Source organism: Sodalis praecaptivus (genome assembly GCF_000517425.1).
In the GTDB taxonomy this organism is placed as follows: Bacteria; Pseudomonadota; Gammaproteobacteria; order Enterobacterales; family Enterobacteriaceae; genus Sodalis_A; species Sodalis_A praecaptivus.
Genome location: NZ_CP006569.1, coordinates 1,644,771 through 1,659,498 on the forward strand (window position 1 = coordinate 1,644,771; position 14,728 = coordinate 1,659,498).

General features: G+C 50.6%; 11 protein-coding genes. 8 read left to right on the forward strand and 3 right to left on the reverse strand.

Annotated elements, in window-relative coordinates; genetic code table 11:
* Positions 1–80: 80 nt before the first annotated feature.
* A complete protein-coding gene (gene apbC / locus SANT_RS07285) occupies positions 81–1,190 on the forward strand; it encodes an iron-sulfur cluster carrier protein ApbC (RefSeq protein ID WP_025421634.1) in 1,110 nt (369 codons plus the stop codon).
* A 221-nt stretch (positions 1,191–1,411) separates the two neighbouring features.
* On the opposite strand, the gene SANT_RS07290 is transcribed toward apbC, so the two are convergent.
* A complete protein-coding gene (locus SANT_RS07290) occupies positions 1,412–2,080 on the reverse strand; it encodes a phosphatase PAP2 family protein (protein ID WP_025421635.1) in 669 nt (222 codons plus the stop codon).
* A 253-nt stretch (positions 2,081–2,333) separates the two neighbouring features.
* Between SANT_RS07290 and udk the strand changes: the two genes are divergently transcribed.
* The 3 genes from udk to asmA all read left to right on the forward strand — a co-directional run bounded on the left by udk (position 2,334) and on the right by asmA (position 5,488).
* Complete coding sequence (gene udk / locus SANT_RS07295) at positions 2,334–2,975, forward strand: uridine kinase (RefSeq protein WP_025421636.1); 642 nt, start codon at positions 2,334–2,336, stop codon at positions 2,973–2,975.
* 80 nt (positions 2,976–3,055) lie between these two features.
* Complete coding sequence (gene dcd / locus SANT_RS07300) at positions 3,056–3,637, forward strand: dCTP deaminase (RefSeq protein WP_025421637.1); 582 nt, start codon at positions 3,056–3,058, stop codon at positions 3,635–3,637.
* A gap of 45 nt (positions 3,638–3,682) precedes the next feature.
* Positions 3,683–5,488 carry an outer membrane assembly protein AsmA gene (asmA, locus tag SANT_RS07305; protein ID WP_025421638.1) on the forward strand — a complete coding sequence of 602 codons (1,806 nt, stop codon included), beginning with the start codon at positions 3,683–3,685 and terminating at the stop codon, positions 5,486–5,488.
* A gap of 222 nt (positions 5,489–5,710) precedes the next feature.
* Here the strand turns inward: asmA and SANT_RS07310 are convergent, their stop codons facing one another.
* Both SANT_RS07310 and wcaK read right to left on the reverse strand, forming a co-directional pair.
* On the reverse strand, positions 5,711–7,030 hold the full coding sequence (locus tag SANT_RS07310; RefSeq protein WP_038668355.1) for a lipopolysaccharide biosynthesis protein: 1,320 nt from the start codon (positions 7,028–7,030) through the stop codon (positions 5,711–5,713).
* A 150-nt stretch (positions 7,031–7,180) separates the two neighbouring features.
* Positions 7,181–8,449, reverse strand: a complete 1,269-nt coding sequence (gene wcaK, locus SANT_RS07315) for a colanic acid biosynthesis pyruvyl transferase WcaK (RefSeq protein WP_025421640.1) — start codon at positions 8,447–8,449, stop codon at positions 7,181–7,183.
* 81 nt (positions 8,450–8,530) lie between these two features.
* Between wcaK and SANT_RS07320 the strand changes: the two genes are divergently transcribed.
* The 4 genes from SANT_RS07320 to wzc all read left to right on the forward strand — a co-directional run bounded on the left by SANT_RS07320 (position 8,531) and on the right by wzc (position 14,573).
* Positions 8,531–8,830 (forward strand): hypothetical protein, encoded by a 300-nt coding sequence (locus SANT_RS07320; RefSeq protein WP_025421641.1) that lies wholly within the window; start codon positions 8,531–8,533, stop codon positions 8,828–8,830.
* Positions 8,831–10,824: 1,994 nt separating this feature from the next.
* The gene (locus SANT_RS07325) at positions 10,825–11,961 is read left to right on the forward strand and encodes a polysaccharide export protein (protein WP_025421642.1); all 1,137 of its coding nucleotides are present in this window, start codon (positions 10,825–10,827) and stop codon (positions 11,959–11,961) included.
* Between the two features lie 5 nt (positions 11,962–11,966).
* Positions 11,967–12,395: a protein-tyrosine-phosphatase gene (locus SANT_RS07330; RefSeq protein ID WP_025421643.1), complete on the forward strand. Its 429-nt coding sequence runs from the start codon at positions 11,967–11,969 to the stop codon at positions 12,393–12,395.
* Between the two features lie 12 nt (positions 12,396–12,407).
* Entirely contained in the window at positions 12,408–14,573 is a 2,166-nt protein-coding gene (gene wzc / locus SANT_RS07335) for a tyrosine-protein kinase Wzc (RefSeq protein ID WP_025421644.1), read from the forward strand.
* Positions 14,574–14,728: the final 155 nt, after the last annotated feature.

Below are 14,728 nucleotides of genomic sequence, written 5' to 3' on the forward strand. Positions count from 1 at the left end.
TTTTCCGCTGCGGCCGATGAGCCCTGTTATGCTAAGGCTAATGGTTACTCATCCTCTAAACAGAACCCAAAGGAGCCGGGATGAACCCTTTTGCGCAACAAACCACCCCAGAGGCACTGCGCGAGCAGATAAACCGCGTGCTGAGCGCCTTCAAACACCCGACGCTGAAACGCGATTTAACCGTGTTGAAAGCATTGCATCATAGCGCGCTGCTCGACGGTACGCTGCATATTGAGCTGGTGATGCCGTTTGCCTGGCAAAGCGGTTTCGCGGAGCTGCAGGAAAGCGCCAGCGCCGAACTGCTGCGTCTGACCGGCGCCACCGCCATCGACTGGAAGTTGTTACATAATATCGCCACGATGAAACGGGTCAAGGATCAGGCGGGCGTTAATGGCGTACGTAATTTAATTGCCGTAAGCTCCGGCAAAGGCGGCGTAGGCAAATCCAGCACCGCCGTCAATCTCGCGCTGGCGCTGGCGGCAGAAGGGGGACGCGTCGGACTGCTGGACGCCGATATTTACGGCCCCTCGATTCCCACCATGCTGGGCACCACCCACGAGCGCCCGACGTCGCCGGATGGGCAGCATATGGCGCCGATTATGGCCCACGGTCTGGCCACCAACTCCATTGGCTATATGGTCACCGAGGACAACGCCATGGTCTGGCGCGGCCCCATGGCCAGCAAAGCCCTTTTACAGCTGCTCACCGATACGCTGTGGCCGGAGCTGGATTATCTAATACTGGATATGCCCCCAGGCACCGGCGATATCCAACTGACGCTGGCGCAAAATATTCCGGTGACCGGCGCGCTGGTGGTGACAACGCCGCAAGACATTGCGCTGGCCGACGCGCGCAAGGGCATTGTGATGTTTGCCAAGGTCGGCGTGCCGGTACTGGGTATCGTGGAAAACATGAGCATGCATATCTGTAGTCATTGCGGCCATCTGGAAGCCATTTTCGGCTCCGGCGGCGCGGAAAAGCTCGCGGAACAGTACCAGTGCGCGCTGCTTGGCCAACTGCCGTTGCACATCAGCCTGCGCGAGGATCTGGATCGCGGCGAGCCGACGGTGGTGAGCCGCCCCGAGAGCGAATTTACCGAAATCTATCGCCAGCTGGCGGGGCAGGTAGCGGCGCAACTTTATTGGCAGGGAGAGGTCATTCCGACGGAGATTGCCATCAAAGCCGTTTAAAAACGTTCCCGCCGGGGGAACATGCGGGCTTTTTGTCGCGGCCTTGTCCCCTCTCAGCGCCGAGGCAAGCGTTGAGCTTGCCGGTGGCGGCATCGCCCCTTTGACCAGCGCCAGCCTCGGGAGATATTGAGCCTGCTGGCGCCGGCTTTGCTGGCAACGCCCGCGTAAGCGTTAGAAGCGTTGAGCTTGCCGCTTTGGCGAGCGCAAGCCTTGAGGGGCGTTTAGCTTGCCGGCGCCGGCCGCAAAGCGCGATCCGGCGTTAACGCCGGGCGTGCGCGATGCAAATCCTCGCGGGTATAGACTTTGGTAACCGGCGCCACGCTGAGGGCTATCTGTTCCAGCAAATTCTGGGTCGGCGCTTTTTTGCCCTGCGCCACCAGCAACAGCGGTAAAATAAGCATCGCCACGATCTGACCGTTGCTCAGAAAACGGATATGCGTATGCCGGCTATACTGCAACAGCAGGAAAGAACTGCTTATCAAGTAACCCAACGCCAGTCCGGACACGACTTCAGACAGCGAATGCGCCTGAATTACCAACCGTGAAACGCCAATCGCCAGCGCCAGCAGATAGCCGCCCACCACTGCCGCAACGCGCAGCGCCGGACGCGCGCGGCTAAACAGGATCCAAATCATGACCGGCCAGATACTGGCCGATAGCGCCGAATGACCGCTAAATCCCGTAAAATCATAAGCGCGGCTGCCGATACCCCAGCCCATAAAAGCCAATTTCGAGGCGCAAACGACGCCGCCGGCGAGGCAGAACAGCAGCAGCCATTGCCAGCAGGCCTGACGGGTATCCGCTTTCAGCAGTAAAACCACGACGATCAATCCCGCGCAAGGCAGTAACAGCATGCTGTCGCCAAAAAAAGTAAACCAGTGCCAACTCATGGAATCCCTCATAAGATACGGCCGGCCGACGGCCGTGGCCACGACGGGCAACTTTACCCGTATGACTTTAGCAGCTCCAGTATGAATAGTCTTAAACTGGGCGGCGCATACGCGCCCCGGCGGTAAAAAAATCCCCGCCCGAGCGTCTCGCGGCCCGGTAATGCTGGCGTGCGATTGCCCCGCACCCTATAATTGCCGCGTAAATTGCAGCCTCACCGCCGAGGCATTCTTATATTATCAGGCCCTTGATTGTATGACTGACAAGCCCCACCAGTGCGTTATTATCGGCATTGCCGGCGCATCCGCCTCAGGAAAAAGTCTTATCGCCAGCACGCTTTACCGGGAGTTGTGCGACCAGGTTGGCGATGAGCATATCGGCATCATTCCCGAAGACAGCTATTATAAAGATCAAAGCGGCATGACCATGCCGGAACGGGTCAAAACCAATTACGACCACCCGAGCGCTATGGATCATAGCCTGCTGTTTCAACATATCCAGATGCTGAAGGCGGGCTTGGCGATCGAGATGCCGGTCTACAGTTACGTAGAACATACCCGCCGTCCTGAAACCCTTCACCTGCGCCCCAAAAAAGTCATTATCCTGGAAGGGATATTGTTGTTGACCGATTTACGCCTGCGCCAGGAGATGAATTTCTCTATTTTTGTGGATACGCCGCTGGATATTTGTCTGATGCGCCGTATGAAACGCGACGTCAATGAACGCGGACGTTCAATGGACTCCGTCATAGAGCAATATCAGCGTACCGTCCGTCCGATGTTTTTGCAGTTTATTGAACCGTCGAAGCAATACGCTGACATCATTGTCCCGCGCGGCGGTAAGAACCGGATTGCCATCGATATTTTAAAAGCGAAGATCAGTCAGTTTTTCGAATAATTCCCGTGTAATATTTGAGACCTGACCGGCTGCCGCCGTGGCGGCAACCCCACATTCACGCCCTTATGGAGAGACAAGCGATGAGACTGTGCGACCGTGATATAGAGATCTGGCTGGATGAAGGCCGACTGGCCATCTCGCCGCGCCCGCCGCAAGAAAGGATTAACGGGGCCACGATGGATGTCCGGCTGGGTAACCAGTTCCGGGTCTTTCGGGGCCATACCGCGGCGTATATCGATCTCAGCGGGCCCAAAGATGAAGTAGCCGCGGCGCTGGATCGGGTGATGAGCGACGAAATTCAACTGGCCGAAGGCGAAGCCTTTTTTCTGCATCCGGGCGAGCTGGCGCTGGCGGCGACCCTGGAATCGGTCACATTGCCCGATGATCTGGTTGGCTGGCTGGACGGGCGCTCCTCGCTGGCGCGCCTGGGCCTGATGGTTCACGTGACCGCGCACCGAATCGATCCCGGCTGGCAGGGTAGAATTGTGCTGGAGTTCTATAATTCAGGTAAGTTGCCGCTGGCGTTGCGTCCCGGCATGCTGATAGGCGCCTTGAGTTTTGAACCCCTGAGCGGTCCCGCGGCCCGCCCCTATAATAGGCGTGAAGATGCCAAATACCGCAATCAGCAGGGCGCCGTGGCCAGTCGGATCGACAAGGACTGAATCGTCAGAGGCCTGTGGCATCGGGTAATAACGAAAGAGGACCGCATGAGAAGATTACTGACGACGCTGTTCATTTTGCTGGTGGTGGTGGTGGCCGGGCTGACGGCCATGGTGGCGCTAATCAATCCCAACGATTTTCGCAGCTATATGATCACCCAGGTGGAACAGCGCAGCGGCTATCATTTGGCGCTAGAGGGAGATTTGCGCTGGCATGCCTGGCCGCAATTGAGCATTCTCGCGGGACGTATGAAACTCACCGCCCCCGGTGCGAAGCTTCCGCTGGTCAGCGCGGAGAATATGCGCCTGGACGTGGCGCTGTGGCCGCTGCTGTCCCATCAATTGTCGGTAAAACAGGTGATGTTGAAGGGGGCGGTCATCACCTTGACCCCGGACAGCGCGGCCCGTCGTCCCGAGAATGCCCCCATCGCGCCGGCGGGTACGCCGGAGCCGGAAGAGGGCAGCGGCTGGTCCTGGAATATCGGCAGCCTGCAGGTCGCTGACAGCTTACTTATCTGGCAGCGCGATGATAATGAACAACTCAATTTGCGCGATCTGAATTTGCAAATGAAGCAGGACGACGCACGCAAAGCGAGTATCGAATTTTCCGGTCGTCTCAATCGCGATCAACGCGATCTGACGGTCTCCCTCAACGGTAGCCTGGATCTCAGTCAATACCCGCGCCAGCTTAGCGCCCATATGGATAAATTCAGCTATCGGCTACGCGCCAATGGTTTGCCGGAGCAGGGCATTGAAGGCGAAGGCGCCTTCAATGCCGATTATTCCGCCGTCAATCAGTCGTTAACGCTCGGTGAATTGACCTTCAGCGCCAACGACAGTGAGTTAAGTGGGCAGATAAGCGCCCGGCTGGGGGATGCGCCGGTATATCAACTGGATTTGGCGGCGAAGACCCTGAATCTGGACACTTTGCTGGGGCTGCAGCCGCCTGCCGACGGCAACGACGCGCGGGCGCAGAATCAAAGCGCCACCACGGGGCGACCGGTGATAGCCAACAGCGCCCTCACGGATAACGCGCTGTCCAATCTTAATGATTTTAGCGGTCAGCTTAGTCTACGCGCGCAAAACGTCATTTATCACGGTTTGACAATGACCGATTTCAACGTGCAGGCGGACAACCGCCGTGGACAGCTGAGCCTGAACACATTTACCGGCAAACTTGGCGAAGGGGAGTTTAATTTACCCGGCACGCTGGATGCCACCGGGAAACAGCCCCTGTTCCATTTGCATCCGCAATTTTCCCGCGTCGCGCTCGGCCCGCTGCTGAAAGCGTTTGCATTGCCCCAGACGCTGACCGGCCAACTTTCTTTGCAAGGAGAGGTGTGGGGACATAATTTCACCGCGATGGATTTTGCCCGCGGTTGGCAGGGTTCGGCCGCCGTGACGTTGGATAACGCCAAACTGGAAGGGCTGAACATTTCGCAGTTAATTCAAAGGGCGGTAACGCGCACCAACGGCAGTGTGGCGGCCGAGGAACGCGACGAGCGTTATTCACAAGTGCGCCAGCTTACCGCCAATGCCACCCTTAATCAGGGCAACCTGCGGCTTGACGATTTGGCGGGAGATTCCGAACTGCTGGCGCTTACCGGCAACGGTACCCTGAATCTACCGGAGCGCCAATGCGACGTGAATCTACAGATACGGGTATTGCAGGGCTGGAAAGGGGATCCGCAGCTGGTGAGCATGCTTACCTCCACCGCGATTCCATTGCGGGTGTATGGTCCTTGGGAGGGGCTGAATTATCAGCTCAATGTGGATCAACTCCTGCGTAAGCGCCTGGAGGATGAAGTGAAAAAAAGGCTTAAGGAATGGGAACGTCAAACCAGAGAAAGGTGAGACGCCCTAACGATGATGGCGTCGATGGCTACCCAGTGCGGCCAAGCGTTCGTTGCCGCGTTACAATTAGCGGTGAAAGAAAAGAGCGCGCGAGGCCGTGAGCGAAGAAACGAAGGGGTCATCTTGATGTAGATCATCATTTTGCCCACGGCCGGCCGGAAAGGAACAAGGAAGATAGGTCGGCCATCAAAAAAAACGCTGCCCGTCGGCAGCGTTTGAAGGTTACAAGCTGATATAAAGTTGATAGTGATTGATTAGAAAGATAATCAAAGTAACGACAATGGTTGTCGGCAACCAGTTACGTAAGTAGGGTAAAAGCCCCACATCCACAATAGGTTTGATGAAAAAGGGATAAACCAAGAACGAGATGGTTACCTGGGAAATGGACAATGCAGAGGCAATGACGAGAATATTTTTGCTCAGCAGGGCCAACGCCAAGATCCCGAGCATGACGACGCCGGCAATGATATTCCAATAAAATTCAATGTGGGTTTTACCGTTTGCCTGCGTGATTGCCCCCGTCAAACCCCCCATGGGTCTTAGGACGCCAAGCAGCAACATGTAAGGTATCAGTACCGCAACCTGCTCATGGTGAGCGCCATAGAGAATTCTCACGACCGTCGGCGCAAAGATGCCGATGATGAGAAACAGCAGTGCGCTAGAGGAGCAAATAGCGAACGTAGAATTAAGATAAATCTTTTTCAGTTCGCTTTCTGAACTTTGTTTCTCAGCGAAGCGGGGAAGGGCCAGACGATTTATTACTGGCGTCAGCAGTTTCAAAGGTTGCAGAACCAAATCTTTTGCCAGTGAGTATATCCCCAGCACTTCTGGCCCGAGGAATTTTGCCAGCAATAAAGAATCCGCCTGGGTGCGAAATTGATTGATTATCTGTGATCCTAATTGAAAGCTGCCATATTTCAACGCCGCTTTAAACGTGTCACCTGAAAATTCAAAGGTTGGATGCCAGCTCTTCTCGCTGAAATAAAGCATGCAAATGAGTTTAATCAACGCATTAGTAAATAATCCGAGAATGACTGCTGCCGGACGTAACGGCGTAAAATACAACAGCGCCACCGTCAACATAAACGCTATCAGCTTGGAGAACATCTCGATGCGCACCAGTAAAACCACTTTCTTGATTTTAATGAAGTGGGCTTGATATTGAGATAAGCCGCCTAAGATCAAGAAATTGAGGCTGGTTAATGCTATCAGACCGGTTAATTCAGGAATTTTGTAAAATAATGCTAGCGGATAGGCCATTAGCACTAATAAACCGGCGGTCATAGCGCCTAACATGGCGTTGACCCAGAAAATCGTGCTCTGTTCCTTGCGCGTTATTTGCTGGCGATGGATAAGATAGCTGCTCATACCCATATCTTGTAACACCATTGCAATAGCAAGGATGGAATTTATGATGGCAATAATCCCTAGCTCCCGGGCCCCTGTGGTCCTCGCCAGGACAGACAATTGCAGTATTTGCATAAGCGCAGCAAAACATGTGCCGCTAAAGAGCCAAATGGCCTGTTTCTTGATATCGCGCACTGAAGATTAACTCCCAATTGGCCGCATGAACATCTTGCCTGCTTACATTTTCATTGCCGTTAAACTAAACGCTACCTATAAAATGTAAATAAATCGCAAGCATCGTATCATAACCGGTTTGCACTGCGGCAAACCGGTCACAGGCATGACTTAAGCAGAAATCTTATTGATGAGATCTTGGTTGATAATTCTGCCTTTATCCTGCTCCTGCTCGACGGCGTTTTTAACCTGCAGTTCCAGAGAGGAAATGTTTTCTATCAGATTCTGATATTTTACAATGAGTTGACCGTTAATCAATTCATTGATATCGGCAGCTAATTCCGGCAAACCTAACTGCTGCATAATCCCCAGAGATTTATGCTCATAGTTGATGGCAATAGCCGGCGTGCCAAAGTTCATTGAAATAATGGCCGAATGGAGCCGGGTGCCGATAGTCATTTTACAATGTGAAAGTAAATCCCCCAGTTCCAGGTCATTAAACTCATCCATAATGACGTGAAATTTATCGGGACTTTCGACAATATCTTTCATCTGCAGCGCTATCATGCGGTCGTCATTGTGATAGCTATCAATGCCGGTACAGGTGGAAAAAGCGATAACCTGTTTGCCTGAACGGGTGATTTCGTTGATTAAATTGGCAAAAGCCGCCATATACTCCTGTTGGGTGATGCCGAGACGTTTGTCGAAAGGCGCCAATTTACGGAATGTCATGGCAATGCTGTCGTTGGCTTTTATCACTTCCCGCCAATGATCGAGGGCATAAGCGGCATGACTCTCGCTCAATCCCGGCTTGACCAGCCATGCGGTATCGATGCCCGCGATGACCTTATCCGTAGGAATGTGACTCTTTTTCATGACCTCTAGGCTGACACTTTCTCGCAAAATGAGCGCATCAACATTTTTAAACACATAGCGGGCGACATCGTTAAAGTTTTGTTTTTGGAAAGGGCCAACGCTATGACCCACCATAAAGATAGGCTTATTGGCCAAAAAAGCGCATAACGCATGGTCAAACTGATGGGTACCGTAAAGATCGACGAAAAACGAACCGCCGACTTGGATAATGGCATCATAGCGTCTGATATCATTGACGAATTCTTGATAAATAGGCGGGATTTTGAAGTTTTTGTAAACGCCTTTTTTCTCTATATGCGATATGATTATTTTATGGGTGAATCGGTTGGCGATCTTTTTGATGATTTTATGTACCAGGCCACCATTGCCGCTGCGCCCTGCCGCGCTGAGATTGTCTTTTTTAATGTCCCTTCCCATAAGGTAGCGGGAGCTTTGTGCATAGCGACTGACAATGTCAATCTGCGTGCCGGGCGCCAGTTCTTCTAATGATTGCACGATACCGCGCAGAATGGCGCTGTCTCCCCTATTGCCGCAGGTGTGATTACCAACTAAAAGTAATTTCATTTCTACCTCATTGAAAAATATCAGAAATCGAGCGCAAAAATTGTTTAACAGTCCACCAATATAAGCGTTAATGGCATAGCCATGAACAAAAGTGTTAATAAATGTGACAATGAAAATTTGGGCAACGTCAATATCATACTGAACGGCCGCGCCTTGACGCTAAGCGGCTATCCCTACCGCTTGTTCAAGGGGAAGATGTCGCGGGGAACCTGTTCACTTGAGCAACTCCGCCATGAAATTCCTCTAAGAATATCTAACTTGATGAATTTTGCTAATTTTCCCTTTGAATCTTTCAGGATTCAAGCGTTACGGCGCGTCAGAGGGGGTTTTTCAGATTATTACCCGCCTGATGTCCAGCGCGCGTTTATGGCGTTTACTTAACAGCCCGCGCCAGTAATAACGATCTTGGGAAGTGGCTTAGTTAACCTACTTACTTTGGCGTAGTACCTTGTTAACGGGATAACATAATAACCGGGCAATCTGACATTTAATTAACGTCAGAGGGAGCCGGTCTGCTGCCGTGACCGGCTTTAATGACTAAAACCCATCAAAAAGGTTAATGCGCCTTTTTCTTTTCCACCTGCGCCCGTTAGGCAACAGACGCTTCCTTTACTGACCAACGCCTGCATTACGTTTGCCTGCGCTTAGGCTAGAGATGGGGCGCGCTAATAGCGGCTTGTCCTGGGGGGATCGCATCTGTCTGCCATCGCGTGAAACGGCTTGGTCAAGGCGGCGTTTTCCCCTGCAATGAAAAGCGGGGGTAATGCGCGGACCGCGCGCATTGGGTCGGGCGTTGGTAAGACGCGACACGCTGGTGACCCGGCAATCATTGTCAGCAGGTGGCCGACTTAGGTAAAGGCTCAAGCTTGACTCCCTTCGTTCAACTACTTAAGCGATTACCTGCCAGGGCGGGAGGCGCGTAAAACACAAAAAGCCACCAGCAGCCGAATTCACGTGAATTTCACTTTTATCCCATGCGATGATGTTATTTTATTCTATGGTCACGGTTAAGTTCGACCGTTTTGCGTGACGCTTGATAGGGTATGACGGTGGATTGAGAACCAACAATGCACCGTCAGCGCAGAGGCCCTATCGGCTATTCGGGGGTGAAGAGAAACCCTAGCCGACATCGCTGACGACACTGGCAAATGGCGCGAGGCTTTATTCCGATCGTCGCTAAAATGACATACAGACTTTTGTCGTGACGAAAGAGTGGAATTTTTCAGATATTTTATACTTATAAGCTGAACACCGGCTATGCTTGCTAAATAATCTTCTAAACAACATTGTCGAATGATTCTACTCAGGAAGTGAGTTTATGCTAAATCGAGGAAAAAACGACCAGCACCGAGCAAAAACCAATTACCCGTGCTGTGCCGACGACCGCGCGAGCGTAGAAACAGGCCCAACGTCCTACTGATTAGGATAAAGACTCAAATACAAAAAAATCAATAAGTTATCTTATGTCAATCGGCCAATGTCCTTAGTGTGAGTTATATAACATAACGGAGGATGGACCCTCGCCTAGTCTTAATCCTAAAACGGGCGGGCGAAGCCAGCAATTTCTTGTAAAGATACAATTAACAATTAGTATAGCGATGATAAGATGCTTCAACGGTATCGCGGTGTTTGATGTCCTTTGGTTTTTTCCTTCGTTGTAGTGGAACAGAGGAAACATCGAGAACCCAGTAACGACATTGGTGGTGGGTGTTTAGCACATTGGTAGCTATGAACCAAGGGCGGTAGCGTGTTAATTGCGGCGCATGAAGAGGGTTGGGCATCAGGGGTGGATAGGATTTTCTTATCTCCTGGGCTTAACCGCTTATTTCAGCTCGGCCATCGGGCGATGCGCAAATTTTGACCCTAGCATAACCGCCGTTTATCTCTTTCCTTCGCATGGAATAATAACGGCGCTGTGTATAACAACCCCATTTTTTTGAAAAACGTATGTATTGATAAAAATGGCTCGGGCAAGGCAGAAAAGCCGATTTTATTGGAATTATCTCATTAAACCATTCAAAAAAAGTTGTCATTTTTCTTGTGAGCCTATGTTCAAGAAATTGACGGTGGTTTTAAATCACTTGTCTGGCACAATTCATGGCTTAATGAATTTTCCAACGTTTAATGTGAAGTGCCAACTCTCCTTTAATCGGACATGTTGAATAAAGAATGGTTCTTCGTGTTATTATTAACTTACTGGCTATTAGACTACATTATAGGACTTACCATATGCAAAAGAACGGGAATCAATGAGATAAGTGACAAAAAAATTAGGCTCGCACCTATTTTAGGGTATTAGTCCGCCGTGACGTGCGTGGCGAAGCGGATTAAAAGACGACATTTTATAATTTAATTGTGACAGTGATGATAACTCAATGATTAAAGCGAAATTAAAATTGGTACCGTCCATGTTGTTGTCGATCAGTGTCCTGAGTGGCTGTACGGTCGTACCAGGAACACATTTACCAACGGGCGATAAAACCATAATTAAATCGGATGATGCTGATTTTGATATCGGCAAATATGTAAATGTATTTGCCCTGACGCCATCCGTTATTGACCAATTGCGTGATAAGCCCACTATTGCTCAGCCGAATTCCTTACTGGAAAGAGAACTGCAAAATTATGAGTATCGTGTCGGCATCGGCGATGTTTTAAGCATCACCGTTTATGACCATCCTGAATTAACTACACCGGCGGGGACCTACCGTAGCGCTAGCGATTCAGGTAACTGGGTGCAGTCAGATGGTACCATATTCTACCCCTATATCGGTCGCGTTAGGGTGGCGGGCAAAACCGTGTCTCAGATCCGTAGCGATATCTCCGGGCGTTTAGCACAATATATCGAGTCGCCGCAAATTGATGTCAGCATTGCGAATTTCCGCTCGCAAAAAGTCTACGTGACCGGGGAAGTCGCGAAATCCGGCGAACAGGAAATTTCAAATGTGCCTTTAACCGTGCTGGATGCCGTTAACAAAGCCGGGGGGTTAACCTCTGATGCCGATTGGAGCAATGTCGTTTTGACCCATAACGGACGCGGTCAGAAAATCTCATTACAGGCGTTGATGCAAAATGGCGATTTGCAGCAAAACCGTTTGCTTTACCCTGGTGATATTCTGTTCATCCCACGTAATGACGATTTAAAAGTCTTTGTGATGGGTGAAGTTACCAAACAGGCAACGTTGAAAATGGATCGAAGCGGCATGACGTTGACCGAAGCGCTGGGCAATGCGGAAGGTATCAATCAGACCACCTCCGATGCCACGGGCATCTTTGTTATTCGACCCAATCCTGATAAGACGCCGGGATCCAAACTGGCTAATGTTTATCAATTAGATCTTTCAGACGCGACGTCTCTGATCCTGGCGACGGAATTCAGATTAAAGCCTTATGATATTGTTTATGTTACCACGGCGCCGATTACACGTTGGAACCGCGTTATCAGTCAATTGCTGCCCACCATCAGCGGCAGTCGGTCGATTTATTCTACTGGACATGATTCTGGTTGGTAATGGCAATGTTTAACAAAATTCTGGTCGTCTGTGTCGGCAATATCTGCCGTTCGCCCACCGGGGCCTGGCTTTTAAAGAAATACATTCCAGATAAGACCATCGATTCTGCCGGTATCAACGCGCTCGTTGGCAATGGTGCAGATGCCAAGGCAGTAGCGGTGGCACAAAAAAACCAGCTTGACATCATCGGGCATCAGGCCAGGCAATTAAACCGGCGGTTGTGCAAAGATTACGATCTCATCCTGGTCATGGAGAAGGGGCATATCGATGCGGTATGCCAAATTGCTCCTGAAGCGAGAGGAAAGGTCATGCTTTATGGGCATTGGATCGCGAAAGAGATCCCCGATCCTTACCGCAAAAGCCTTGAGGCTTTCGAGGCGACCTACTTGCTGCTTAAACAAGCTGCTCGTGAATGGGCGAGTAAACTGAGTTGAATAAGGATTGGAATGTTGAATAAAAATAATTTTTCCGTAGCCAAAGAGGATAGCAATGAGGTTGATTTGGGCAGAATTTTCGGCTCCATTATCGACTATAAGTGGCTAATTTTCTCCATCACATCATTGGCCGCCATTCTGGGCATCCTTTATACGCTTTTTGCTACCCCTATCTATCAAGCCGACGCCTTGGTACAGGTTGAGTCCACGACCGGCAGCCAGATTATTCAAAACATGAATAGCCTGTCGCTGGAGGCGAAACCCGTCTCCATGACGGAAATCGAACTCATCGAGTCCCGCATGGTGCTGGGTAAAACGGTCGATGATTTGGGGTTGGACGTTACACTGCAGCAAAAATACTTTCCGGTGCTTGGCAAAGGCTGGGCGCGATTGACCGGCAAAGAGCCTGGACGCATCGCGCTATCCCGTCTGCGCGTGCCGTCAGCTATGTATAACGTCCCCATGACCTTGGTCATCACCGATAAACAACACTATCAACTGAAAAATGATGATGGCGATGTTTTGTTAGAAGGGCAGGTGGACCAATTCGTCAATAAGGGCGAATACGGGTTATTGGTGAGCGGCATTGATGCCGAACCGGGTTCGGAATTCGAGGTTGTTAAACATCCGACGCTCGGGGTTATCAACAACATTGCCAATAACTTGCTTGTGGAAGATAAAGGCAAGGATACCGGCGTCTTGTCGATGACGTATACCGGGCCGGATAAAGAGCTTATACGCAAGACGCTCGATAGCATCACACAGAATTATTTATTGCAGAATATCGAGAGAAAATCGGCTGAAGCGGAAAAGAGCCTGAATTTCCTGCAAACGCAAATTCCAAAAGTCCGGGCAACGTTGGATGATGCGGAGAACAAGCTCAATACATTCCGCCAGCAAAATGACTCGGTGGACCTTTCCCTGGAAGCGCGTTCCGTGCTGGATAGCTTGGTCAATATCGATGCACAACTTAACCAGCTGACGTTTAAAGAAGCAGAAATCTCCAAGCTCTACACCAAGGAGCATCCTGCTTACCGCACTTTGCTGGAAAACAGAAAAACGCTGGAAAACGAAAAGTCGGAACTGTCAAAGCAAGTCAGCGCATTGCCGAAAACGCAGCAGGAAATATTGCGTTTAACGCGTGATGTTGATGCTAATCAGGCCGTCTATATGCAATTGCTTAACCGCCAGCAGGAGCTGAATATTACCCGCGCAAGTACCGTGGGCAACGTGCGTATTGTCGATCCCGCCGTAACGCTTCCGGGTCAAATCGCACCTAAGAGCGCGCTTATCATTCTCGGGTCCGTGGTGTTGGGATTGGTGTTATCCCTGATATTCATCATCCTTCGTACCATATTGCATCGCGGCGTCGAAAGTCCTGCGGAATTGGAAGAAGCGGGTATCAATGTTTACGCTAGCGTACCGCTGTCCGAATGGCAGCAAAAAGTCGACCGGGAGTTCACGCAAAGCGGCAGCAGAAAGCGTCACAGCGAGACGCTATTGGCGCTGAATAATCCGAGCGATCCGGCCATCGAGGCCGTGCGAAGCCTGCGCACCAGTTTGCATTTTGCGATGCTGGAAGCCAGAAATAACATTTTGATGATTTCCGGCGCCAGCCCATCCATCGGTAAAACGTTTATCAGTTCCAATCTGGCGGCGTTGATTGCTCAGGCCGGGCAACGTGTGCTGCTGATAGACGGCGATCTGCGCAAAGGCTATGTGCATGAAATGCTCGGTCTTAATAATCAGAAAGGGCTTACCGAGTTACTTTCTAACCAGACGACGCTTGAGGCCAGTATTCAGAATTCGGGCGTCAATCATTTTGATATTATTACCCGTGGCCAGGTACCGCCTAATCCTTCCGAGCTATTGATGGGAAATAAGTTGGAGGAGATCTTGGCGAAAGCTTCCACCCTGTATGATATGGTATTGATTGATACCCCTCCCATTTTGGCCGTAACGGACGCGGCGGTCATTGGGCACCATGTCGGCACTTCTCTGCTGGTAGCGCGCTATGGGGTCAATACGCTCAAGGAAATCGAAATCAGTATCAACCGCTTTGCTCAGAATGGTACTGAAGTCAAAGGGGTAATTCTGAACTCGGTATTCAAAAATGCGCGTAATGCTTACAGCAGTTACGGCTATTATGAGTACGAATACAAATCGGAAGAGAAATAATACTAATAGATTAGGCCCTATCACTTTCGATAGGGCCATGATGCGCTAACGGTGAGCGGACCGGGCAAACAAGTTGTTAATCCGCACAATAAATTTAAGTATGATAATAAACTTTTGATCGAGTGATTGTTGGTTTTTATTATTAAGGGAGATGA